The organism is Agromyces sp. Marseille-P2726, assembly GCF_902809835.1.
Classification (GTDB): Bacteria; Actinomycetota; Actinomycetes; order Actinomycetales; family Microbacteriaceae; genus Agromyces.
In genome coordinates this window covers 53,465-76,807 of record NZ_CADDWM010000013.1, presented here as the reverse complement: position 1 = coordinate 76,807, position 23,343 = coordinate 53,465, and the positions used below count along the sequence as shown (strand labels likewise).

Annotated in this window: 23 protein-coding genes and 1 pseudogene; 12 read left to right on the top strand and 12 right to left on the bottom strand. The window is 70.3% G+C overall.

What is annotated here, in order from left to right; all coding sequences use genetic code 11:
- Positions 1 to 19: 19 nt before the first annotated feature.
- The 4 genes from HUS56_RS08410 to HUS56_RS08395 all read left to right on the top strand — a co-directional run bounded on the left by HUS56_RS08410 (position 20) and on the right by HUS56_RS08395 (position 4,695).
- On the top strand, positions 20 to 1,525 hold the full coding sequence (locus HUS56_RS08410; protein WP_173922964.1) for a helix-turn-helix transcriptional regulator: 1,506 nt from the start codon (positions 20 to 22) through the stop codon (positions 1,523 to 1,525).
- Between the two features lie 784 nt (positions 1,526 to 2,309).
- Positions 2,310 to 3,758, top strand: a complete 1,449-nt coding sequence (locus HUS56_RS08405) for an FAD-binding oxidoreductase (protein WP_173922963.1) — start codon at positions 2,310 to 2,312, stop codon at positions 3,756 to 3,758.
- A gap of 14 nt (positions 3,759 to 3,772) precedes the next feature.
- Complete coding sequence (locus HUS56_RS08400) at positions 3,773 to 4,141, top strand: cupin domain-containing protein (RefSeq protein ID WP_254431361.1); 369 nt, start codon at positions 3,773 to 3,775, stop codon at positions 4,139 to 4,141.
- Complete coding sequence (locus HUS56_RS08395) at positions 4,138 to 4,695, top strand: MOSC domain-containing protein (RefSeq protein WP_173922962.1); 558 nt, start codon at positions 4,138 to 4,140, stop codon at positions 4,693 to 4,695. Before HUS56_RS08400 ends, HUS56_RS08395 begins: the two co-directional genes overlap by 4 nt.
- Before the next feature lie 30 nt (positions 4,696 to 4,725).
- Here the strand turns inward: HUS56_RS08395 and HUS56_RS08390 are convergent, their stop codons facing one another.
- Positions 4,726 to 5,484 (bottom strand): helix-turn-helix domain-containing protein, encoded by a 759-nt coding sequence (locus tag HUS56_RS08390; protein WP_173922961.1) that lies wholly within the window; start codon positions 5,482 to 5,484, stop codon positions 4,726 to 4,728.
- 13 nt (positions 5,485 to 5,497) lie between these two features.
- Positions 5,498 to 5,956: a VOC family protein gene (locus HUS56_RS08385; RefSeq protein ID WP_173922960.1), complete on the bottom strand. Its 459-nt coding sequence runs from the start codon at positions 5,954 to 5,956 to the stop codon at positions 5,498 to 5,500.
- A 187-nt stretch (positions 5,957 to 6,143) separates the two neighbouring features.
- Between HUS56_RS08385 and HUS56_RS08380 the strand changes: the two genes are divergently transcribed.
- Both HUS56_RS08380 and HUS56_RS08375 read left to right on the top strand, forming a co-directional pair.
- Complete coding sequence (locus tag HUS56_RS08380; RefSeq protein ID WP_173922959.1) at positions 6,144 to 7,655, top strand: FAD-dependent oxidoreductase; 1,512 nt, start codon at positions 6,144 to 6,146, stop codon at positions 7,653 to 7,655.
- On the top strand, positions 7,642 to 8,718 hold the full coding sequence (locus tag HUS56_RS08375; RefSeq protein WP_173922958.1) for an amidohydrolase: 1,077 nt from the start codon (positions 7,642 to 7,644) through the stop codon (positions 8,716 to 8,718). Before HUS56_RS08380 ends, HUS56_RS08375 begins: the two co-directional genes overlap by 14 nt.
- A gap of 20 nt (positions 8,719 to 8,738) precedes the next feature.
- On the opposite strand, the pseudogene HUS56_RS17265 reads toward HUS56_RS08375, so the two are convergent.
- Together HUS56_RS17265 and HUS56_RS08365 are read right to left on the bottom strand one after the other, a co-directional pair.
- Positions 8,739 to 9,182, bottom strand: a pseudogene (locus HUS56_RS17265) (trimeric intracellular cation channel family protein); the annotation flags it as partial.
- A 75-nt stretch (positions 9,183 to 9,257) separates the two neighbouring features.
- On the bottom strand, positions 9,258 to 10,034 hold the full coding sequence (locus tag HUS56_RS08365) for a Pr6Pr family membrane protein (RefSeq protein ID WP_173922957.1): 777 nt from the start codon (positions 10,032 to 10,034) through the stop codon (positions 9,258 to 9,260).
- A gap of 251 nt (positions 10,035 to 10,285) precedes the next feature.
- On the opposite strand from HUS56_RS08365, the gene HUS56_RS08360 reads away from it, so the two are divergent.
- The gene (locus tag HUS56_RS08360; protein ID WP_173922956.1) at positions 10,286 to 10,615 is read left to right on the top strand and encodes a hypothetical protein; all 330 of its coding nucleotides are present in this window, start codon (positions 10,286 to 10,288) and stop codon (positions 10,613 to 10,615) included.
- A 258-nt stretch (positions 10,616 to 10,873) separates the two neighbouring features.
- Here the strand turns inward: HUS56_RS08360 and HUS56_RS08355 are convergent, their stop codons facing one another.
- Both HUS56_RS08355 and HUS56_RS08350 read right to left on the bottom strand, forming a co-directional pair.
- A complete protein-coding gene (locus tag HUS56_RS08355; protein WP_173922955.1) occupies positions 10,874 to 12,052 on the bottom strand; it encodes an acyl-CoA dehydrogenase family protein in 1,179 nt (392 codons plus the stop codon).
- Positions 12,049 to 13,185 carry a CaiB/BaiF CoA-transferase family protein gene (locus HUS56_RS08350; protein ID WP_173922954.1) on the bottom strand — a complete coding sequence of 379 codons (1,137 nt, stop codon included), beginning with the start codon at positions 13,183 to 13,185 and terminating at the stop codon, positions 12,049 to 12,051. The genes HUS56_RS08355 and HUS56_RS08350 overlap by 4 nt, the downstream gene beginning before the upstream one ends.
- A gap of 208 nt (positions 13,186 to 13,393) precedes the next feature.
- Between HUS56_RS08350 and HUS56_RS08345 the strand changes: the two genes are divergently transcribed.
- The gene (locus tag HUS56_RS08345; RefSeq protein WP_173922953.1) at positions 13,394 to 14,758 is read left to right on the top strand and encodes an NAD-dependent succinate-semialdehyde dehydrogenase; all 1,365 of its coding nucleotides are present in this window, start codon (positions 13,394 to 13,396) and stop codon (positions 14,756 to 14,758) included.
- A gap of 19 nt (positions 14,759 to 14,777) precedes the next feature.
- Positions 14,778 to 15,701, top strand: coding sequence for an ornithine cyclodeaminase family protein (locus HUS56_RS08340; RefSeq protein WP_173922952.1), 924 nt, complete (start codon positions 14,778 to 14,780; stop codon positions 15,699 to 15,701).
- Positions 15,702 to 15,732: 31 nt separating this feature from the next.
- Here HUS56_RS08340 and HUS56_RS08335 read toward each other — a convergent pair whose 3' ends face one another.
- Positions 15,733 to 16,089 (bottom strand): iron chaperone, encoded by a 357-nt coding sequence (locus tag HUS56_RS08335; protein ID WP_173922951.1) that lies wholly within the window; start codon positions 16,087 to 16,089, stop codon positions 15,733 to 15,735.
- A 40-nt stretch (positions 16,090 to 16,129) separates the two neighbouring features.
- A complete protein-coding gene (locus HUS56_RS08330; protein WP_173922950.1) occupies positions 16,130 to 17,752 on the bottom strand; it encodes a LuxR family transcriptional regulator in 1,623 nt (540 codons plus the stop codon).
- A 66-nt stretch (positions 17,753 to 17,818) separates the two neighbouring features.
- On the opposite strand from HUS56_RS08330, the gene HUS56_RS08325 reads away from it, so the two are divergent.
- Positions 17,819 to 18,088 carry an acylphosphatase gene (locus HUS56_RS08325; protein WP_173922949.1) on the top strand — a complete coding sequence of 90 codons (270 nt, stop codon included), beginning with the start codon at positions 17,819 to 17,821 and terminating at the stop codon, positions 18,086 to 18,088.
- Here the strand turns inward: HUS56_RS08325 and HUS56_RS08320 are convergent.
- Complete coding sequence (locus HUS56_RS08320) at positions 17,999 to 18,373, bottom strand: hypothetical protein (RefSeq protein ID WP_217423965.1); 375 nt, start codon at positions 18,371 to 18,373, stop codon at positions 17,999 to 18,001. The two genes, HUS56_RS08325 and HUS56_RS08320, sit on opposite strands and share 90 nt — an antisense overlap.
- A gap of 128 nt (positions 18,374 to 18,501) precedes the next feature.
- Entirely contained in the window at positions 18,502 to 20,142 is a 1,641-nt protein-coding gene (locus HUS56_RS08315) for a response regulator transcription factor (RefSeq protein WP_173922948.1), read from the bottom strand.
- Positions 20,143 to 20,310: 168 nt separating this feature from the next.
- Between HUS56_RS08315 and HUS56_RS08310 the strand changes: the two genes are divergently transcribed.
- Both HUS56_RS08310 and HUS56_RS08305 read left to right on the top strand, forming a co-directional pair.
- Positions 20,311 to 21,090, top strand: coding sequence for an alpha/beta fold hydrolase (locus HUS56_RS08310; RefSeq protein WP_173922947.1), 780 nt, complete (start codon positions 20,311 to 20,313; stop codon positions 21,088 to 21,090).
- A gap of 99 nt (positions 21,091 to 21,189) precedes the next feature.
- Positions 21,190 to 21,429, top strand: coding sequence for a hypothetical protein (locus tag HUS56_RS08305; protein ID WP_173922946.1), 240 nt, complete (start codon positions 21,190 to 21,192; stop codon positions 21,427 to 21,429).
- A gap of 65 nt (positions 21,430 to 21,494) precedes the next feature.
- On the opposite strand, the gene rplA is transcribed toward HUS56_RS08305, so the two are convergent.
- Complete coding sequence (gene rplA, locus HUS56_RS08300) at positions 21,495 to 22,184, bottom strand: 50S ribosomal protein L1 (protein ID WP_173922945.1); 690 nt, start codon at positions 22,182 to 22,184, stop codon at positions 21,495 to 21,497.
- Positions 22,185 to 22,333: 149 nt separating this feature from the next.
- Entirely contained in the window at positions 22,334 to 22,762 is a 429-nt protein-coding gene (gene rplK, locus HUS56_RS08295) for a 50S ribosomal protein L11 (protein ID WP_173922944.1), read from the bottom strand.
- Positions 22,763 to 23,343: the final 581 nt, after the last annotated feature.

The window sequence follows — 23,343 nt, the reverse complement described above, 5'->3', positions numbered from 1 at the left end:
CTCATGTGAGCATCGAGGCATGGTCATCGCCGATCCTCTCCCTCGCCCGGCTCCCGCAGCCGCCGCAGCCGAGCCCGCAGGCGAGGTGGAGGAGGTCGACGCGCTGACCCTCGGCCGCCGCATCCGCGAGCGGCGCACGGCGGTCGGCATGACCCTCGGCGAACTCGCGACAGCGATCGACCGGGCACCGTCGCAGGTGTCGGCGATCGAGAACGGCAAACGCGAACCCCGGCTGTCGATGCTGCGCACGATCGCGCTCGCCCTGGGCACGACGATCGATGACCTCCTTCGGGCGGACGCCCCGTCGGAGCGCGCGGCGCTCGAGATCGCGGTCGAGCGGGCACAGCGCGGGCCGGTCTTCGAGGCGCTGGGGCTCGAGCCGTTCCGGGTGGCGAAGACGATGAGCGACCAGACGCTGCAGACGATCCTCGCCCTGCACAACGAGATCGACCGGCTGCACCGCGAACGGGCGGCCACCCCCGAGGAGGCACGACGCGCCAACGCCCAGCTCCGTGCCGAGATGCGGGCTCGCGACAACTTCTACCCCGAGCTCGAGGCGAAGGCGGCCGAGCTGCTCGAGGCCGTCGGGCACACCGGCGGCCCGGTGTCGCACCAGCTCGTCGCCGACATGGCCTCGCACCTCGGCTACTCGCTGCACTACGTGGGCGACCTGCCGCACTCCACCCGCTCGGTGACCGACAAGCGCAACGGGCGCGTCTACCTGCCCACGCAGCAGTCGCCGTCGCGCGATTCCCGTTCGCCGATCCTGCAGGCGCTCGCGAGCCACCTCCTCGGTCACGAGGAGCCACGTGGATACGCGGACTTCCTCCGCCAGCGCATCGAGACGAATTACCTCACGGCCGCGATCCTGCTGCCCGAGCAGGCGGCCGTGCGCTTCCTCACCGAGGCGAAGAACCTGCGCCGCATCTCGATGGAGGAACTGCGCGACGCGTTCGCCGTCTCGTACGAGACCGCGGCGCACCGGTTCACGAACCTGGCGACGGCGCGCCTCGACATCCCGGTGCACTTCATGAAGGTGCACGAGTCGGGCACGATCATCAAGGCGTACGAGAACGACAAGGTGAAGTTCCCGTCCGATGCGCTCGGGGCGGTGGAGGGCACGACGGTCTGCCGCAACTGGACCGCTCGCACCGTCTTCGACGTGGAGGACCGCTTCAGTCCCTGGTACCAGTACACCGACACGACCTCGGGCACGTTCTGGTGCACGTCGCGCATCGAGAAGGCCAAGGAGGGCGAGTACTCGGTGTCGGTCGGCGTGCCGTTCGAGCACGTGAAGTGGTTCCGCGGTCGCGAGACGCCGCATCGTGCGGTCTCCACCTGCCCCGACGAGTCGTGCTGCCGCCGGCCGCCGTCGTCGCTGTCCGAGAAGTGGGCGGATGCCTCGTGGCCGGCCGCGCGAACGCCCACCTCGCTGCTCGCGGCCCTGCCGACGGGCACCTTCCCGGGCGTCGACCAGACCGAGGTGTTCCAGTTCCTCGAGGCCCACGCCCCGGCGGCCGAGTAGCGTCGCGCGCAGCCCGTCCCCAACGGTGGTCGAGTAGCGCCGCGCAAAGCGCGACCCCGGTGGTCGAGTAGCGCCGCGCGAAGCGCGCCCCCGGTGGTCGAGTAGCGCCGCGCGAAGCGCGACGCGTATCGAGACCTGACCCACCGCACCCCCTCTCGGTGGTCGAGTAGCGCCGCGCGAAGCGCGACGCGTATCGAGACCCGACCCAGCGCCCGCCCCCAACGGTGGTCGAGTAGCGCCGCGCGAAGCGCGACGCGTATCGAGACCCCGCCCCAACGTCTCGATACTCCTGCTGCGCCGGCTACTCGACGACCAGCGCCCGCCCCCAACGGTGGTCGAGTAGCGCCGCGCGAAGCGCGACCCCCGGTGGTCGAGTAGCGCCGCGCGAAGCGCGACGCGTATCGAGACCCGACCCAACGTCTCGATACGCCAGCTGCGCCGGCTACTCGACGACCAGCGCGCCCAACGGTGGTCGAGTAGCGCCGCGCGAAGCGCGACGCGTATCGAGACCCGACCCCACGTCTCGATACGCCTGCTGCGCCGGCTACTCGACGACCAGCGCCCCCAACGTCTCGATACGCCTGCTGCGCCGGCTACTCGACGACCAGCGCCCGCCCCCACGTCTCGATACGCCTGCTGCGCCGGCTACTCGACGACCAGCGCCCCCAACGTCTCGATACGCCAGTGCATCCACGGGCGGCGGCGCGCTTCGACACGCCGGAGGTGGCGACTCGGTCGCACCCGGGAGAGGATGGTGGCACCCCGACCGCCTGGAGTGATCGCCGTGGGAACCACCGTCTTCGAACGACGCCGACCGCCGGCATCCGTCGTCTCGCACTCGCTCGCCGACACCCGGCAGCGGGTCTTCTGGCTCGACGACCTGCCGGCCGCCGCGATGCCCGAGCGACCGGCTCTCTCCGGCGAGCGCGTCGCGCAACTCGCCATCGTGGGCGGTGGCTACACCGGCCTCTGGACGGCGGTGCTCGCGAAGCAGCGAAACCCAGACGCGCACGTCGTGCTGCTCGAGGCGAAGCGCATCGGCTGGGCGGCATCCGGACGCAACGGCGGCTTCTGCGAGGCCAGCCTCACGCACGGCCGCGAGAACGGACTCGCACGCTGGCCCGAGGAGCTCGACACGCTCGACCGTCTCGGGCTCGAGAACCTCGACGCGATCGAGGCGGCCGAGTCCGAGCTCGGCATGGACTTCGAGTTCGAACGCAACGGTGCCCTCGCAGTGGCGACCGAGCCGCACCAGGTCGAGTGGCTGCACGAGGTCGCCGCGGATGCCGCGCAACGCGGCGATGGCACGATCCGGCTGCTCGACGAAGCCGCGGTTCGGGCGGAGGTGGCGTCGCCGACCTACCTCGGGGCCGTGTGGGAGACGCGCACGAGTGCGCTCCTGCATCCAGGGAAGCTCGCGGTAGAACTCGCGAGGGTCGCGGAGGAACTCGGCGTCGAGATCCACGAGCGCTCCCCCGTGCGGCGGCTCGAGACCCCGGGCTCCACCGGAGCGGTGACGCTGGTGACCGACGGCGGTCGCGTGAACGCGCGTCACGCCGTGCTCGCCACGAACGCGTTTCCGAGCCTGCTGAAGCGCAACCGCCTGATGACCGTTCCCGTCTACGACTACGTGCTCATGACGGAGCCGCTCAGCGCCGAACAGCTCGCCGATATCGGCTGGTCGAACCGACAGGGCATCAGCGACCTCGCGAACCAGTTCCACTACTACCGGCTGAGTCGCGACAACCGGATCCTGTTCGGCGGGTACGACGCGATCTACAACTACGGCGGTCGGGTGCGCACCGAGTACGAACGACGGCCCGAGTCGTTCGAGCGGCTCGCCTCGCACTTCTTCACGACGTTCCCGCAGCTCGAGGGGCTCCGGTTCACCCACCGATGGGCGGGCGTGATCGACACGAGCACGAGGTTCTGCGCGTACTACGGCACAGCACGAGACGACCGGGTCGCGTACGCGGCGGGGTTCACCGGGCTCGGCGTCGCAGCCACCCGGTTCGCCGCGCAGGTCATGCTCGATCAGCTCGAACTACGCGACAACGAACGCACGGGGCTGCGTATGGTGCGCGAGCGGCCACTGCCGTTCCCGCCCGAGCCGGCCGCGGCGATCGGGATCAACGCCACGCGGTGGTCGCTCGACCGCGCCGACCACGATCGGGGCCGCCGCAACCTGCTGCTGAAGACCCTGGACGCGCTCGGCCTGGGCTTCGATTCATGAACGGAGGGACGAGGATGGGCGACGGAGTCGACGAGATCCGGATGCCGGCGGGAACGCTCGTGACCGCGGCATCCGTCGAACTCGAACACGTGCCGGTGGAGGCCGATCAGATCGTCGCCGGCGCACCGACCACGGGCCACCTCGTGCTCGACGACAGCCACGGCAGAACGATCGGCGTGTGGGAGATGACGCCGGGTGCGATGCGCGACGTCGAGGACGACGAGGTGTTCGTCGTGCTCGCCGGCGCTGCGACGGTCGAGTTCGAGCACCCAACGATGGCCGAGATCGTTCTCGCACCGGGTTCGGTCGTGCGCCTCGATGCGGGCATGCGCACGCTCTGGACCGTGCGGCAGACGCTCCGGAAGGTGTACGTCTCGCCGTGAACGCCAGCGGCAGCCCGCATCCCTCCGTCGTGGCGGTGGCCCGAGACGAGGGCCACCGGTTCTCCAAGCCCCTGCGCGACGAGGTCCGCCTCATCGAGGGCGTCGGCATCGAGGGCGATGCCCACGCGGGCGCCACCGTGCGCAGGCGCTCCCGCTTCCGTGGCACGTGGACGGAGCCGAACCTCCGTCAGGTGCACCTGATCCAGCGCGAGCTGTTCCGCGAGCTCGCCGTCGAGGGCTACGAGGTCGCACCCGGAGAGCTCGGCGAGAACGTGACCACCGATGGCATCGACCTGCTCGCCCTGCCGCGCGGCACCCGCATCCGGATCGGCGACGCCGCCGAAGTGGAGCTCACCGGGTTGCGGAACCCCTGCGTGCAGATCGAGCGGTTCCAGCCCGGGCTCATACGCCGAATGATTCGCCGAGACGCAGCCGGTACGCACCGCCGCGCCGGCGTGATGGCCGTCGTGGTCGAGGGCGGCGTCGTGCGTGCGGGTGACCACCTGAGCGTCGAGCTTCCTGCGGAACCGCACGAGCCGCTGGCTGTGGTCTGAGCGTCGGCGGGGTTTGCGAGGGCCCGTGGCTCAGGCCACGGATGCCGCGTCGCCGGTCGCATCGGCATCGGTGACGCCGGCCGGCGGCGCCACCGGCTCGATCCGGAACGTCAGCCGGAAACGCTCGAGCAGCGCGCTGCCGCCATCGAGGATGGTGACGCCGTGCGGCGGACCCTTCACGGCGACGGCCCCCGGCAGTCCGGTGAGGAGGTCACGGAACCCCGAGGGCTCGACCGCGAGTTCGAGCACGGCCTCGGGCGCGACGTCGGGCACCGATCGTCGCGGCTGCGGCAGGGCGCCGGGTCCGACCGGCACCACGTCGAGGCCACGGCCGACGACGAGCGCCGAGACCGACATGTCGGCGACGTGCAGCACGTATTCGGTCGGCGGCAGCTCGGCCGCGGCATCCGCTCGGAATGCGGCGCGCAGCGCCATGGCCAGGGCGTCGGCGGTGAGCACCTCACCCTCGGCGAGGTCGCCGAGCGCCGACCACCCCCACCGCTCGAGGGCGACCACGACAGGCTCGAGTCCCCGGCCGAACGCGGTGAGCTCGTAGCCGCCGCGAACCGTCGGCACCCGGCGCACGACGCCGGACTCCTGGAGTTCCTTCAATCGGTCGCTGAGGATGTTGGTGGGGATGCGCGGGAGCCCGGACTTGAGGTCGCTGTACCGGCGCGGGCCGGCGAGCAGGTCGCGGACGATGAGCAATGCCCATCGCTCCCCGACCCGCTCGAGGGCCCGAGCCACGCCACTGTACTGGCCGAGGCCACGACCGGCGCGAATCGCCATGCAGTGGGCCTGATCAGGCCGAGGTCGCGGGGGCGTTCGCGCCCTGCTCGGCCATGTAGGCCTCTGGGCCCTGCTCGGCGGCCGCAGGCTCCATGTAGAGGAACCCGAGGATGTTGCCGTCGGGGTCTTCGAGGTCGCGCGAGTACATGAAGCCGTAGTCCTGCGCCTCTCGCGGCTCGGTGCCGCCCGCAGCGAGGCCCTTGGCGAGCACCTCGTCGACCGCTTCGCGCGAGTCGCGGCTGAGTGCGATGGACATCTGGGCCTGGGTCTTCGTGTCGATGATCTGCTTGTCGGTGAAGGTGCCGAGGTACTCGCGCGTGAGCACCATGAAGTAGATGTTGTCGCCGAGCACGACGCACGCGGCGTTCTCGTCGGTGAACAGCGGGTTGATGCTGAAGCCCAGCGCCTCGTAGAACGCCTTGGAGCGGTCGAGGTCGGTCGTGGGGAAGTTCACGAAGATGCTCGTGGTCATCGTTGTCTCCTGTGTCATGGGTGTGTTCGGTTCCGAGCACTAGCTTGCTCTTTGCAAGTGAACTTGTCAATAGCAAGTAGAGCGGGATTCTCGGTAGCACCGTGGCGGGCGTCGGAGCCGGCGCGGCCGGACCGTTACCCACAACCCCTGCGGAATCGGGTCGGTGTGAACAGCTAGCCTGAAAGACATGGACGCACGGGGAGTGCCCGACGGAATGGCCCGTCGGACCTTCCTCGCCGCGTCGCTCTCGGGCATCGCAGCCGCCACCCTCGCGAGCTGCTTCCCGACTGAGCGGCGGCCGAGTCCGACGTCCTCGCCGCCGACGCCACCGACCACGTCGAGCCCGACCCCGAGCCCGCCACCCACGCCGGGCGTTCCGCAGCCGACCGCCATGCGTCGTTCCCGATGGGGAGTCGACCCGTACTCCCGCGGCGCATTCTCGTTCGACTCCGTGGGTGCCACCGAGGAGCTCCGCGCGACGCTCGCGGAGCCGGTCGGCGAGCGACTGGTCTTCGCCGGTGAGGCGACGTCGACGGATGCCGCGGGCACGTGGCAGGGCGCCCGGGCGTCGGGCCTGCGCGCCGCCGCCGACATCGTCCGTCTCGGCGAGCCCGGCGAGCGCGTGGCCGTCGTCGGAGCCGGCCTCGCCGGACTCACTGCCGCGCGCACGCTCGTGGATGCGGGCTTCGAGGTGGTCGTGATCGAGGCACGCGACCGCGTCGGCGGACGCATCCAGTCGGCCGACGCCGATGACTTCGACATCCCGGTCGAGCTCGGCGGCGTGTTCCTCACGGCGAGCGGCGCCCTCGAGGCCGACCTGGCCGAGGCATCCGTCGACCGTCGCCCCTTCGACCCGGTCGTCGAGGCCCGCACACTCGATGGAGCATCCGTGCCGGTGTCGGACGTCGGTCGCCGGGCCATCGCCGAGGCGCAGCGCTGGGCGGCCACCCAGCCGAGTCCCGAATCGCTCGCCTCGGCCCTCGTCGGATCGGGCGCCGTCCCACTGCCGACAACCGCCGACGCATCGGGCGTCAGTCCGGCGGACTGGTTGATCCACACGATCGTGAGCGGCGTGCAACCCGCGACCGGAGCGACGACCGCGATGCTCGCGGCATCCGGAATCGACCCGGGGCAGTTCCTCGAACCCGTCGACGTCGTCACCGGACGCATGGCCGACTACATCGAGGCGCTGGCGGAGTCTCTCGACATCGGCGTCTCGAGCACGGTGGTCCGCGTCGCGTACAACGAGGATCGCGTGAGCCTGCGTCTCGAGGCGGGCGAGTCCCTCACCGCCGACCGGGTGATCATCGCCCTGCCGCTCGGGGTGCTGAAGACCGACATGGTGCGGTTCTCTCCCGCCCTGCCCCTCCTCCACCAGCGAGCCATCTCGACGATCGGCGTCGGAAGCCTCGATACCGTCTGGCTCCAGTTCGAGGAGCCGTTCTGGCGGTCGGGCCGCTCGAGTGGGTCCGAAGCGAACGTGCTCACCCTCGTCGGCGCGACACCAGACGTCGGTGTCTGGTTCGACGTGGGGGCGGCCTCGGGGGCGGCGCCCGTGTTGATGGGCCTCATCGCCGCCGCCGCGGCAGAACGACTCGAGGCACTCGACGACGACGAATTCCGGGCGGCCGTGCTCGTCGGGCTCGTCCCCTACGCGACCGATACGACTCAGGACGGAGAGAGCGATGATGCGGAATGACGCCGCCGTCGCCGTGCTGGCCGGCCAGGCGGAGATGCAGGGCTGGCAGGAGGAGCTCTACACGAACCTGCACCGTCATCCCGAGCTCGGGCACCAGGAGATCCGGACTGCCGCCACGGTCGTGGCGGTCCTGCAGGAGGCTGGCTTCGAGGTGCACGAGCAGGTCGGTTTTACCGGCGTGGTCGGCATCCTGGCGAACGGCGACGGACCGGTCGTGCTCATGCGCGCCGATATGGACGCATTGCCCGTCGCCGAGGCGACCGGGCTGCCGTACGCGAGCACCGAGCGGGCCCGCGACCGAGACGGCAACCATGTGCCGGTCATGCACGCCTGCGGGCATGACGTGCATGTCGCCTGCCTGCTCGGCGCCGCGCGGCTGCTGGCGTCGCGGACGGATGCATGGCGAGGGACGTTCGTCGCCCTGTTCCAGCCGGCGGAGGAGCTCGCAGACGGCGCCGAGGTGATGTTGCGGGCCGGACTGCATGAGCTGATCCCTCGACCCGATGTCGCACTCGCCCAGCACGTGCTGCCATTTCCGGCCGGGACGGTGGGCACGAGGGCGGGCGCGTTCCTCTCAAGCGGCGACAGCCTTCGCGTGACGGTGTGGGGCCGCGGCAGCCACGGCTCCGCGCCGCAGCTCTCGGTGGACCCCGTCGTGCTCGCCTCGATGATCGTCGTGCGCCTGCAGGCGATCGTGGCCCGCGAGGTCGCCCCGGGCGAGTTCGCGGTGCTGACCGTCGGTCGCATCGCGGCGGGCTCGAAGAGCAACATCATCAGCGACTACGCGGTGATCGAGCTGAACGTCCGCACGTTCAGCGAGGCGACGCGAACCACGATCATGGCGGCGATCCGCCGCACCGTCGAGGGCGAGTGCGCCGCTTCCGGGTCGCCGAAGCCGCCGAGCTTCGAGCTGTACGACCACTACCCGGTGACCGAGAACGATCCGCACGCCACGGCGGTCGTGACGGACGCGTTCGACCGCTGTTTCGGCGACCGGGCGGTCGCGCCGATCATGATGCCGCCGACCGTGATCGTCGCCCCGGCAAGGGCGGGGATGGCGTAGAGTCCCTCGCTCATCACCGAGGGCGGCACTCTGCCGACGACCACGTCTCGCAGCGTCCCGCCTCCCACGGCGGTCACGACGCCCAGGATCACCGCCGACGCGGGTCCGAGGCCGAACGCCATGGCCTTGCTCGCCCCGGCGACGGCGAACACGCTCAGGCCGACCGCGTCGAGCACCTCGATCGGCAGGGCGAGGCGATCGAGTCCTCGGCCGAAGGCGTACGCGACCAGAGCACCCGCCGCAGCGACCGCCAGGTACCGCCAGTCGCTGAAGGCAGCCGGTGGGAGGTCATCCAGCATGGTGTCCCTGATGATTCCGCCCCCGAGCGCCGTGAGCATCCCGAGCGTCACGACGCCCACGATGTCGAGTCGCGCGGCGCGAAGTGCCGTCAGCGCCCCGTTGAGTGCGAACGCGAACGTCCCCACGAGGTCGAGAACGAGCAACGCGAGCGGCTGATCGCTCATGTCGGGCTTCCGGCCATCACCCCATCTTCGCCGTGCCTGCCAGCGGGGGCAATGAGCGCACGGATGCCGCGAAGATCACCCGTCCGACGGCGCAGCGCGTCGCGCTCGCAGACGGTCCTTCCGGCTGGCCAGCGCGTGGTTCACGACGACGAGCAGACCGGTCAGCACGAGGAAGATCACGAGCACCAGGAGACAGTAGAGCGCGACGCCGAGGTAGCCGTCCACCTGCGATTCGTCGAGGAAGAAGTACGGGTACCATCCGACATCGGCACCGCGAATGAGGGTGTAGACGAGCCACGCTGCCGGGTACACGAGCGTCCAGCCGACCGTGGACCACGGCACCCGGGGGTTCACGGCGATCACGCTGTCGGTCGTCCACGCGATGGCGGCGAGCGCGGGAACGACGAAGTGCAGCAGCGTGTCCGACCACGGCACGTCGACGCGATAGTCGCGCGTCGACGCCTGCGCCACGATGATGCCGAACACGATGCCCGACACGAGCACGTACACCGTGACGAGCGTGCGCACGATCCCGAGCCACGCCGGATCCCGCGGCGCGACCAGCGCGAACACCGCGGCGATGAGCAGCACCACGACCGCCGCCATCGCGGACTGGACCGTGAAGTAGCTGAAGAAGTTGTTCGTCGCGAACGAGCGGAACCCGAGCACGTACTCGTAGTTGCCGAGGATGGCCACGATCTCGAGCGCCGCGATCCCGAGGCGGAACACCGCGAGCCAGCGCCGCGAGGTCACGTCCCGCGCCGCGAGCGTGGCCGCTCCGACACCGCTCGGCACCTCGCGAAGCGCGTCCGTCGACCCCGGAACCGTCACTCCGGGGCTGCGGTCGGGCATGCCACAACGCTACGCCAGCGGCATCCGGAGCCTCGAAGTTTCGGCCCCGTGGAACCGTGACATTCGCGGCATCGCCTGAGACCGCGGCTGGCTCCAATTCGCTCCCGGGGCCCATACGCGCCGCGGCATACACTCCCCGAGCCGCGCATCGCACCCCTTCACCCCGCCTCTGCCGCCGTCGATAGTCTGGCGCCGTCGCGGGAGTCCCCTCCCGCGTCGGTGCATCCCGACACCAACAGAAGGACATCTCTGTGATCACGCTGACCTGGCTTCTCATCATTGCGCTCGTGGGCGGCGCGCTCGCGCTCATCGATGGCGTCCTGCGGCTTCGAGCCCGCCGCGGATCGACCATCATCGGCGTGATCGAGCTGGTCGTGGCTGCGCTGTTCCTGCTCTCACTGTTCCTTCCGGCGATCCCGTTCGGATCGCTCGTGCTCGGCATCGTCACGATCATCGCGCTCGTTGTCGCGCTCTTCGCCGGCGGCCGCGTGGGCCGCGGCATCACGATCGCAGCCCTCGTCGTGCTCGTCGTGTGGCTCGTGCTCGTGAACGGCTGGCTCGTGATTCCGGGCGTCAATTGACGCTGCCTGCATTCCACGATCCGCCGACCCTGGCATCCGCCGATCCTCCTGGCATCCGCCGACCCTCCTGAAGCGGGACACTCCTGAACCCCGCCGACACTCCTGAAAACAAGGACGTTCTTCGCACTCGAAGGCGTCCTTGTTTTCAGGAGTCGGACGAAAGAGCACACGTCCTTCCGGCCGATGGACGTCGGTCGACTCAGAACCCGCGAAGCCGCGTGAGCGCCGCCCAAGATCGGCGGGTGGACGTCGGTCGGGTCAGAAGGCGTTGAGCCCCGTCAGCGCACGCCCCAACACGAGCTGGTGGATCTCGTCGGTCCCCTCGTACGTTCGCACGGATTCGAGGTTCGCCGCGTGCCGCATCACGGGGAAGGCGTTCGTGATGCCGTCGCCCGCGAGGATGGCTCGCGCCTCGTGGGCGATGGCGAGCGCCTCGCGCACGCTGTTGAGCTTGCCGACCGAGATCTGGGCCGGCGTGAGGGCGCCTCGCTCCTTGAGCCGGCCGAGGTGCAGCGCGAGCAGGATGCCCTTCTCCACCTCGACGAGCATGTCGGCGAGCTTCGCCTGGATCAGCTGGTTGGCGCCGATCGGCTTGCCGAACACCTCGCGGCTCGTCGACCGCTCGAGCGCCGCCTCGAGGCACGAGCGCGCGGCCCCCATGGCGCCCCACACGATGCCGTAGCGTGCCTCGTTGAGGCATCCGAACGGCGCCGACAGGCCCTTCGCGCCGGGCAGCATCGCGTCGGAGGGCAGACGTACGCCATCGAGGTCGATGTCGCACTGCACCGAGGCGCGCATCGAGAGCTTGCCCTCGATCGGCGTCGCCGTGAACCCGGGCGTCGATTGCGGCACGAGGAACCCGCGCACGACACTCTCCGAGCCGTCGACGACCTTCGCCCAGACGACCGCCACGTCAGCGAGGGACGCGAGTCCGATCCAGCGCTTCACCCCGTCGAGCACCCACCCGTCGCCGTCACGACGCGCGGTGGTGGTCATCGCGGCGGGATCGCTGCCGCCCTGCGGCTCGGTGAGGGCGAAGCATCCGATCAGCTCACCCTTGGCCATGCCCGGCAGCCACTGCTGCTTCTGCTCCTCCGAGCCGTACTTATGGATCGCGCTCATCGCGAGCGATCCCTGCACCGACACGAAGGTGCGCCAGCCGCTGTCGCCCGCCTCGAGTTCGAGGCACACGAGCCCGTACGACACGGCACCCGCACCGGCGCATCCGTAGCCGTCGAGGTGCATGCCGAGGAACCCGAGTTCACCGAGCTCGGGCACGAGCTCGCGCCTGAAGTGCGCCCGCTCGAAGTCCTCCTCGATCACCGGTGCGATGCGCTCCTGGGCGAAGCGGCGGGCCGCGAGCTGCCACTCGCGCTCCCCCTCCGTCAGCAGGGCGTCGAGATCGAACACGGCGTCGATGCGCGGGGGCGTGGTCATCGGGGGTCCTTTCGGGGAAGCCAGTCGGTGCCCGCATGCTCGTCGAGCGCGGGCGGCGGAAGCAGGTAGCGGGCGCCCGATACCCCGAGCGCGATCGGGTCGGCGATGCTGCGGCTCCCGTCGACCTCGACGACGGGCGCGAGACCCAGGGACTCGGCGAACGCGATCGCCTCGGCGATGTCGTTGACGAGCCCCGACGGAATTCCGGCGGTTCGGCATCGGGCGACCCACACGGCGGCGGTCGCGCCGGAGAGCGCCGCCTCGAGCTCCGATCGCAACTCGTCCCGGTGCGCGACCCGCATCGTGTTCGTGGCGAAACGCTCGTCGTCGGCGAGTTCGGGCCGGCCGATCACCGCGGCGAGCGCCCCGAACTGCCGGTCGTTGCCGACGGCGATCACGAGATCACGATCGGATGCCGCGAACACGGCATAGGGCGCGATGCTCGGGTGCTCATTGCCGAGCCGCGGCGGCGGCACGCCCGTCGCGAGGGTGGAGCCCGCCTGGTTCACGAGTGCCGAGAGCAGGCTCTGCATGAGGTTCACCTGCACGCGCTGGCCGACGCCCGACCGGTCGCGTTCGCGCAGGGCGAGCAGCACACCGGCGACGGCGTTCTGCCCGGTGAGCACGTCGACGAGCGCGACGCCGACCTTGGCGGGCTCGCCGCCGGGGTCGCCCGTGATCGACATGAGACCCCCGACCGCCTGCACCAGCAGGTCGTAGCCCGCGAGCGCGATGCCCTCGCCGGTGCCGAATCCCGTGATCGAGCAATAGACGACGGCGGGGTTCTCGGCTCGCAGGTCCTCGTATCCGAGGCCGAACCGCTCCATCACGCCCGGCCGGAAGTTCTCGACGACCACGTCGGCCGTGGTGGCGAGCCGTCGGGCCTCGGCGACGTCGGCGGCATCCGTCAGGTCGAGCGCCACTGAGCGCTTGTTCCGGTTGACGCTTCCGAAGTAGGTGGAGCGGCCGGCCGCGTCGACGGGCGGATACCAGTGCCGGGTCTCATCACCCGCGGGCGGTTCGACCTTCACCACGTCGGCGCCGAAGTCGGCGAGCATCATGGTCGCGTACGGGCCCGCGAGCACCCGAGAGAAGTCGGCGATGCGGATGCCGCTGAGTACCCCCTCGCCCATTGCGCCCTCCTCGGCTCGACCACTCGCCACGATACCCAGCAAGCGAGGCCGTCCTCCTGTACATCCCGTCCAGCGCGCACGTCGCATCCGCCACGTCGTCGATTCCTCGCCCGCCCTGGGGCAGCATAGGCTTGGTTGCAGGTGTGCACCGTCGCCGCCGTCCGGTTGGCGCGTCCCGAGTTCCGTGCACCGTCGAAAGAGGAGACCGATGAGCTACGCCGTGGTCAATCCGGCTACCGGAGAGACACTCAAGACCTTCCCGACGATCACCGACGCCGAGCTCGAAGCGGCGATCGCTGCCGCCGATGAGGCGCACCGCACGTGGTCGAAGTCGAGCACCGTGGAGCAGCGGGCCGCGCTCGTCCGCCGCGTCGCCGAGTTGCACTCGGAGCGGCGGCAGGAACTCGGTGAGATCATCGTCCGCGAGATGGGCAAGCCGATCGAGCAGGCCCTGAGCGAGGTCGACTTCGCCGCCGACATCTACACGTACTACGCCGATCACGCGGCCGACTTCCTGAAGGACGAGCCGATCGAGCTCCTCGCCGGCGAGGGCTCGGCGGTCATCCGTCGCTCGTCGCTCGGTGTGCTCCTCGGCGTCATGCCGTGGAACTTCCCCTACTACCAGGTCGCCCGGTTCGCCGGCCCGAACCTCATCATCGGCAATACCATCCTGCTGAAGCACGCCGAGCAGTGCCCCGAGTCGGCCGCAGCGATGCAGCAGATCTTCCTCGACGCCGGCTTCCCCGAGGGCGCATACGTCAACATCTACGCGTCGCACGACCAGATCGCGAAGGTCATCGCCGATCCGCGCGTGCAGGGCGTGTCGTTGACCGGCTCGGAGCGTGCGGGCGCCGCCGTCGCCGAGGTCGCCGGCCGTCACCTGAAGAAGGTCGTGCTCGAGCTCGGCGGTTCCGACCCGTTCATCCTGCTCTCGACGAACGACCTGGAGTCGGCGGTGCAGGCCGCGGTCGACGCCCGACTCGACAACAGCGGCCAGTCGTGCAATGCCGCGAAGCGATTCATCGTCGTCGACGAGTACTACGAGCCGTTCCTCGAGAAGTTCACGGCGAAGCTCGCCGAGGTCGAGGCCAGCGACCCCACCTCGGCAGACAGCGCGCTCGGGCCGCTCTCGTCGCTGAAGGCCGCCGAGAACCTCGACGAGCAGGTGAAGCGCGCCGTGGAGCACGGCGCCAAGCTCGTGCACGGCGGCCGGCGCGACGGCGCGTTCTTCCAGACGACGGTGCTGACCGATGTCACGCCCGACAACCCGGCCTCGAAGGAGGAGTTCTTCGGCCCGGTCGCCCAGGTCTATCGCGCGAAGGACGAGGCCGAAGCGGTGCAGCTCGCGAACGACATCCCGTTCGGACTCGGATCGTACGTGTTCACGACCGACGACGAACAGGCCATGCGGGTTGCCGACCAGATCGAGGCCGGCATGGTCTTCGTGAACGGCGTGCTCATGGACGGTGCCGAGCTTCCGTTCGGCGGCGTGAAGCGATCGGGCACCGGCCGTGAGATGGGCCGCCTCGGTGCCGACGAGTTCGTGAACAAGAAGCTGATCCGGATCGGCTGACGGGATCGGTGGACAGGACATGACGGTCGGCCTGCCCTGGGTCGACGCTGACCGAGTCCTGTCCACCGGCTTCGCCGCGGCGGTCGACGCGCTCGAGGCGGCGCTCGCCGACGGGCTCGATCCCGCCGAGGACCCGGCGCGCATCTCGGTGCCGCTGGCGCACGGCGAGTTCCTCCTCATGCCGTCGCAGGGCCCGGGGGTCGCCGGCGTCAAGCTGCTCACGGTCGCACCCGGGAACCCCGAACGCGACCTCCCGCGTGTCCAGGCCGTCTACCTGCTCTGCGATGCCGAGACCCTGACGCCCCGCGCGCTGCTCGACGGCAGCGCACTCACGACGCTCCGCACACCGGCGCTCTCCGCGGTCGCGGCCCGTCACCTCGCACCGTCGGAACCGGCCAGGGTCGTCGTCTTCGGCTCGGGACCGCAGGCGTGGGGTCACGTGCACGCGCTCGCGGCGGTGCGGGAACTCGCCGAGGTCGTCGTCGCCGGGCGGTCGGCCGCGCGCGCCGAGGAGCTCGCCGTGCGCCTCCGCACCGAGGGCTTCGCCGCCAGGGCCGGTTCCGGGAACGCCGTCGCCGACGCCACGATCGTCGTGTGCGCGACCACCGCGTCGGAACCGGTCTTCGACGGTGCCCTCGTCCGCGATGACGCGTTCGTCGTCGCCGTCGGTTCGCACGAGCGCGACCGACGCGAGCTCGACGGCGAGCTCGTCGGTCGCTCCCAGGTGGTCGTCGAAGACGTGGCGACGGCACTCCGCGAGGCCGGCGACATCGTCATGGCGATCGACGAGGGGCAGACGGATGCCGCCGCGCTGGAGCCCCTCGCCGAGATCGTGCGCGGCGCGGCATCCGTCGATCAGAATCGCCCTCGCGTGTTCAAGAGCGTCGGCATGGGCTGGGAGGACCTCGTCGTCGCCGCTGCGTGCGTGACCGCGGCGGGCTGAGCCGGGCCGAGTCGGGGCCGACGTCGGCCGATCAGCGACGTTTCGCGTCGTCGATCTCGTCGCGGCGGAGCAGCACGATGCGGTCGACGAGCGCGTCGGGCAGCGTGTGCTCGGGGGTGAACCGGATCGTGCCCTTCGACCACGAGTAGCCGTCGAGCTCATCGGAGACCGCCGCCACCACCGCCGGGCTGAACGGGTACAGTCCGATGTGTCCCTTCGCCGACATCACGCTCACGAGGGGCGAGTCGCGGTAGCGCAGGGCCGGCATGCCGTAGCTCATGCCCTCAACGGCTTCGGGCACGAGCGTGATCGCTCGCGCCCGGATGTGCTCGATGATGCCCTGCTCGGGATCGTCGAGACTCGCGATGTAGTCGGTCAGCTCCCCCATGGGCACACATCGTACGCCAGAGCCGCGCCGTGTCCCGGCCTCAGACGAACCCGTTCTCGTAGGCGTAGGCGGTGGCCGCCGCTCGCGACGAGAGACCCAGCTTGCCGAAGATGTTGCTGAGATGGCGGGCGACGGTCTTCTCGCTGAGTGAGAGCCGCGCACCGATCGCCCGATTCGTGAGGCCGGTGGAGACCAGCCGCAGCACCTCGACCTCACGCGCCGTCAGCGCCCCGGTGCGGCGATCGCCCGAGAGGTCGTCCAGCTCGGCGAGGGCGGGATCCGCACCGAGCGCGACGAACACCTGCCGTGCCCGCTGGAACTCGGCGCGAGCAGCGTCGCGTTCGCCGAGTTCGAGTTGTGCCCGACCCGCCAGCACTCTGATTCGGGCGGCCTCGTAGCGGGCTCCGATGGCGTCCCAGCCCTCGATGGCTGCGCGCGCCTCGCCGAGCGCCGCCGACGGGTCGCCTCCCGCGAGCTGCACCCGTGCCTCCCCCGCTGCGACCGTCGCGTCGAGCATGGGAGTGGGCATCGACCGGCTCGACTCCCGCAGCTCGTCGACCGCCCGACGAGCCGCGTCGGGATCACCTGCGGCGACCTCGATCTCGACCACCGCGGGCAGCAGGAAGCGTCGAGTGAACGGATCGGAGCCCGCAGCAGTGCGGCGGATCTCATCCTGAGCGCGTTGCGTTCGCCCCACCGCGAGGTGCAGCAGCGAGAGGCCGGGTTGCGGTTCCCATCCCGATTCGCCCGCGCGCCGATAGTTCTCCTCGGCCGAGTGGAACGCGCCACGAAGCCGCCCGAGCTCGGCGAGCCGATAGGGCGCGCCCCAGACGGCCCGATAGTCCCCCGCGCGCCAACGCGACAGCGCGAGCTCGGCCGCGAGCGATGCCTCGGCCCATGCGCCGCGGATCAGCAGCAGCGAGGCCTCGAGCGCACGGCACTGGCCGCTGAAGGTGATCAACTGGGGCTGCTGGGCACAGAATCGAACGAGCACGCTCGTCCACGCGGATGCCCGCTCCAGGTCGAACGCCATGAGCGCATCGCTGATGACGGCGCACGAGATGACTCCCGCCGAGACCGGTCCGGCGTCCGCGGCCGCGACCGCGGCCATGCACCGGTCGAAGCAGTCGAACCCCTCCTCGATCATGCCGACCTCGATCAGCGCCTTGCCGAGACCGATCCGGGTGTTCGCGGCGAGCTCACGATCGCCGTGGCGCTCCGCGATCGCGAGGATCTCCTCGAACATGCGCCTCGCCTCGACCGGCTCGCCGCTTCCCAGCTGCGCGACCGCCGGAGCGAGCCGGGCGAACCCGGCCAGCGCCCCCGGGTCCGCCATCGCGTTCGCGATCCGCATCGCACGTGCCGCCCACACGACGCAGTTCGTGTAGTCGCCCAGTTCGATGAGCTGCAGCGCGAGCCATCCGGCGCAACGGACCGCACCCGCGCTGTCGTCGTGCGCGAGATGCGCCGAGTACGCCCGCGACCAGGCATCGATCGACGCTGGCGGCTCCCCTCGAAGCAGCGCGACATTCGCGAGCAGCTCGAGGTCGGATGCCGCCAGCCCGTCGTTCTCGTCGATGCGCGCGAGCACCTCGTGGGCATCGCCCCAGCGCCGCTCGGCCGCAGCCGTGCGACCCGCTTCGATTGCACTGGACGACATCATGTCGCTGACCTTCCGGGCTCGACCGCTCAGGGATCGCGCCGGCACTCGCCATCGTACGCTTGAGGGGTGATCCGCAGGCGAGTGGTCGTGCACGGTGGCGTCCAAGGCGTGGGATTCCGGTACTCGGCGCGATTCGAGGCCGAGCGGGTGGGTGTCGCCGGATGGATCCGGAATCGATCCGACGGCACGGTCGAGGCCGAGATCGAAGGCGACGCGGCATCCGTCCAGGAGATGCTGGACTGGTTGTCACGCGGCCCGCGCGGCGCGCGCGTCATCGGTGTCGAGACCGACGACATCGAGGTGGTCGGTGAACACGGATTCCGCGTCATCGGCTGAGGCATCCGCCTGCTGCTGGTGCATCCTCGCCAGCCGGGTGCGTACGCAGAGCACGAGCATGATGGCGCACGAGATCACGTAGAACGTGTGCAGCGCCCAGATCGGACCGACGGGCAGGCTGAACACGTACAGCGAGTAGACGGCGTTCGCCGCGTTGATCATGGCGATGCTCGAGAGGCTGTAGGAGGAGACATCCTTGGTGCGCAGCGCCTTGCGCAGCATCGGCAGATTGCTGACCGCGAAGACCACGGTCGAGATCATGCCGGCGAGGATCGGGATGTCCATGACCACGACGGTAGGCGCGGCATGGATCCGGCCGCGTCGACCGAACATCCCATTTTCCGGATCGGGCCGGATGGGTCATTGTATGCAGGCTGCCCTGGGGCCCGCACCGACCGGCCGCGTCGGCCGCGTCAGACCAGCCCGTGCTCGTACGCGTACGCCGTGGCGGCGGCTCGCGACGAGATGCCCAGCTTGCCGAAGATGTTGCTGAGGTGCCGCGCCACGGTCTTCTCGCTGAGCGAGAGCCGCCCGGCGACGTCCCGGTTCGTCAGGCCGGTCGAGACCAGCCGCAGCACCTCGACCTCGCGGTCGGTGAGCGGGCCCACTCGATCGGCGCCGACGAGCGCGGCGAGCTCGGCGAGCGCGGGGGCGGCACCGAGCTCCGTGAAGGTGACGCGTGCGGCGTCGAACTCCGCGGCCGCGGCCTCATCGTCTCCGAGTTCGCGCACGGCGCGGCCGATGAGCACGCGGCACCGTGCCGCGTGGTAGGGCGCGTCGAGCGAACGCCAGGCAGTGTGAGCATCTCGGAGCGCCGTGAACGCGGCGGCGGCATCGCCTTCTGCCAACAGCACCTGCCCGCGCGCGGAAGCGGCCAGCGCGGTCAGCATCGGGGTCGGCGCCGCCCTGCTGAGCGCGGCGAGCTCGTCGGCGGCGCGACGAGCCGCTTCGAGGTCACCGGCTGCGACCTCGATCTCGACGATCGCCGGCAGGAGGCTGCGGCGCGTCCCCTCATCGGAACCGCCCGCACTGCGCCGGATCATCGACTGCGCGAGCTTCGCGTTCCCTTCGGCGAGGTGCAGCAGCGCAAGGCCCGGTTGCGGCTCCCACGGCGTCTGGCCCGCCCGCTGGTAGTACTGCTCCGCGGCCGGGAACTCGCCATGCAGGCGGTGCAGCTCCGCGCGCTGGTAGTTCGCGCCGAAAGCCGCGTCGAAGTCGCCGGCCTGAAGCCGCGCTTGCGCCAGCTCCGCGGCGGCGGATGCCTCGTCCCACGCCCCGTGCACGAGGAAGAGTGCCGCCCGATGCGCGTGGCACTGGCCGGTGAACGCGACGAGCTGCGACTGGGCGCGGCACCACCGGTCGAGGGCGGCCGTCCACTCGAGCGCACGCTTGAGGTCGAAGGCAATGTGGCAGGCCCCGACGACGCCGCAGTAGATGATTCCGGACGGAACCGGGGAGACCTCGCCGGCCGTCACCGCCACCATGGCTTCATCGAGTCGGGAGAACCCGGGCCCGCTCGCTCCCGCGGCGAGCAGGCATTGGCCGAGCCCGAATGCGGCCAACGCACCCAATTCCCGGTCACGGAAGCGCGTGGCGATCGCAGCGATCTCCTCGAAGGCGCTGGTCGCTTCGGCGATCTCGCCCGCGAACACCTTCGCGAGCGCAGGGGTCACCTGAACGAGCCCCACGACGGAACTCGGCTCGGACAGCTCCTCGACGAGGTGTTGCCCCCGGGCGACCCAGCCGCTGCTTCGCGCGAACTCGCCGAGCTGGATCAGGGCGATGGCGATCCATCCGGCGGTGCGGATCGCCCCGACGGCATCGTCCTCGGCGAGGTACGCCTCGTGAGCTCGGGTCAGGATGTCCGTGCCCTCGGGCGCCCGCCCGCGGAGGGTCGCGACGGTCGCGAGCAGTTCGAGGTCGGCCCCTGTGAATGCTCGCTCCTGCGACCCGGTCGCCTCCGCTTCCGCCTCGGTGAGGCGGTCGTACGCATCGGCCCACCGTCGCTCCGCGGCCGCGGACCGGCCGAGGTCGAGTGCACCCGACGAGCTCATGTCGCTCCCTCGGCGAGCGCGCGCCACTCGGGCCGGGCAGGCGAGCGCCCGTCATCCTCCGCGAAACGTACCGCCGGCCCGATAGCGCCGCAACCACGCGGCATCCGATGCATCCGCCCGACCGCCATGCCATTTCCGGCCCCGCACCGGAGGAGTACGGTCGGCGTCATGGACGCCGTCGATGTCGCTGGCCTCCGCATCACGTACCGACGCGCTGGATCGGGCCCCGAGCTGTTCCTGCTGCACGGCGCGTTCGAGGACTCCCGGGCATGGGGTCCCGAGCTCGCGCGGTTCGCGGCGTACGCCGACGTGATCGCCTGGGACGCGCCGGGCTGCGGCGGTTCCGCGGATGTGCCCGAAACATGGGAGGACCGCGACTGGGCCGACGCCGTGGCGGGGTTCATCGCGGCACTCGGCCTGCGCCGCCCGGTCCTCCTCGGACTCTCGCTCGGGTCGGTGCTCGCATTGGTCGCGGCGCGCGACCACCCGAGCGCGATCGGCGGACTCGTGCTCGTCGGCGCGTATGCCGGATGGGCGGGATCCCGCGACCCGGGGGCGCTCGCCGAGCGCATTCGCCCCGCCGAGGCCACGATCGAGACGCCGGTCGACGAGTGGGCCGAGTCGTTCCTCGACTCGGTCTACGCCCCCGGTTCCGACCCCCGGCGGCGGGAGCTCACGCGCAGCCTGCTCGCCGACTGGCGCCCGTCGACCACGAGAGTTCTGCTGCGCACGCTCAGCCTGGACCTGCGTGAGGCGCTCCCCGCCATCAACGTGCCGACCCTCGTCGTGCGAGGCAGCGAAGACGCTCGGAGCCCACGATCGGCGTCGCTCGCGATCGTCGCAGCGATGCCCGACGCCCGCTTCGCCGAGATCGATGGTGCAGGCCATGATTGTGCCGGACCCGAGCTCGCAGCCCGTGTCGCCGCGTTCCTCGCGGATCGCCGGTGACGAACGTCGAGCGAGGTCGCACGAGCCTGTCAAGGCCGTTCCGTCGTGGACCCGCACACCGTTGACTGGGCGGATGCAACCCGACCCGGAGGAGACGCCATGACCGAACGTGACGATGACTTCAGCCTCGACGACGATCTCGGTATCGAGGACGAGGAGCGCTGGGAGGAGACGGTGGTGAATGATGCCGTCGCCGGTGAGACGGTCTGGGCCGGCGCGGGCGACGGCAATGACGGGCCGACCGGCGGCTCACCGCGCGAGCAGGAGCCCGTCTTCGCCGAGAACGACCTCGCGGGCGAGGAGATCGACCTCGCAGACGAGCCCGACGACCGCGCCTGAGCCCGCGCACCGACGACGAAGGGCCCACCGGTGAACCGGCGGGCCCTTCGGATGCCGCAGTGAGCTCAGATCGCGTTCACGTCGAGCGGGATGCCCGGGCCGAACGTGGTCGACACCGCGCCCTTCTGGATGTAGCGGCCCTTGGCGCTCGACGGCTTGAGGCGCACGACCTCCTCGAGGGCGGCCCTGAGGTTGTCGTTGAGCTGGTCCTCTGAGAACGAGGCCTTGCCGACGACGAAGTGCACGTTGGCGTGCTTGTCGACGCGGAACTCGATCTTGCCGCCCTTGATGTCTTCGACGGCCTTGGCCGGGTTCGGCGTCACCGTGCCGGTCTTGGGGTTCGGCATGAGCCCGCGCGGACCGAGCACCTTGCCGAGACGGCCGACCTGGCCCATGAGCTCGGGGGTGGCCACGGCCGCGTCGAACGCGGTGTAGCCGCCGGCCACCTTCTCGATGAGCTCGGCGCCGCCGACCTCGTCGGCGCCCGCGGCGATCGCGGCCTCGGCAGCGGCACCGGTCGCGAACACGACCACACGCGCCGTCTTGCCGGTGCCGTGCGGGAGGATGACGGTGCCGCGCACCATCTGGTCGGCCTTGCGGGGGTCGACGCCGAGCTTCAGCGCGACCTCGACCGTGGAGTCGTACTTCGCCGACCCGGTCTCCTTCGCCAGCGCGACGGCGTCGGACGGGGTGTAGTACTTGCCGGCCTCGATCTTCTCGGCCGCGGCCCGGTAGGCCTTGGACTTCTGTGCCATGTTGGTTCTCCTTGAGAGAGTGTGGTCATCTGCGCCTGGCGGGCGCTGCCACGAATGAGAGTTCTGAAGGTCGGATGCCTCGGTTGGGGCATCCGCGTCCGGTGGTCGAGTAGGCGCGAAGCGCCGTATCGAGACCCGGCGGGAGCCGATTACTCGACCGTGATGCCCATCGAGCGAGCGGTGCCGGCGATGATCTTCGACGCCGCGTCGACGTCGTTGGCGTTGAGGTCCACCATCTTCGCCTCGGCGATCTCGCGGACCTGGGCCTGCGTGAGCTTGCCGACCTTGGTGGTGTGCGGAACACCCGAACCCTTGGCGACGCCGGCGGCCTTCTTGATGAGCTCGGCGGCGGGCGGGGTCTTCAGGATGAAGGTGAACGAGCGGTCTTCGTAGACGGTGATCTCGACGGGGATCACGTTGCCGCGCTGCGACTCGGTCGCCGCGTTGTAGGCCTTGCAGAACTCCATGATGTTCACGCCGTGCTGACCCAGGGCCGGGCCGATCGGCGGGGCCGGGTTCGCGGCGCCGGCGTTGATCTGAAGCTTGATCAGACCAGTGACCTTCTTCTTCGGTGCCATGATTTCTCTCTTTCTGTTCGAACGCCCCGATCGGGGCACTCTCCCGCAGGTTCCGGCGGATCCGGGCTGCGGTGGTCTCGTCGTGCGCGAGAGCACAACCTGTCAATAGTAGCGGACGTTCGGCGGTCGAGCAGCACGCCCGGTGGTCGAGCAGCACGCCCCGGTGGTCGAGTAGCGAGCCACGCAGTGGCACGCCCGGTGGTCGAGCAGCACGCCCGGTGGTCGAGGAGCGAGCCACGCAGTGGCACCCCCGGTGGTCGAGTAGCGAGCCACGCAGTGGCACGCGTATCGAGACCGGTGACGTCTCGAGACCTGCTCACCGCGTCTCGATACGCGTCGCGCTTCGCGCGGCGCTACTCGACATTGAGAATGGTGGTGGCGGTCTCGGACTGGGTCTGACCTGCTACTCGACGGACTCGTTGTGATGTCATTCGGCCGATTTGTCGGCCCTGCTCGGGGCTTGTCGATCACGTCGGTTCGGGAGACCGGGCCGGGCGTGGGATGTGACCTAATAGGACCCTGTCCGCCGACTCTTCAATGTCTTGTCCGCCCGGCCCGGTGCGGTCATCCGATCGATCACT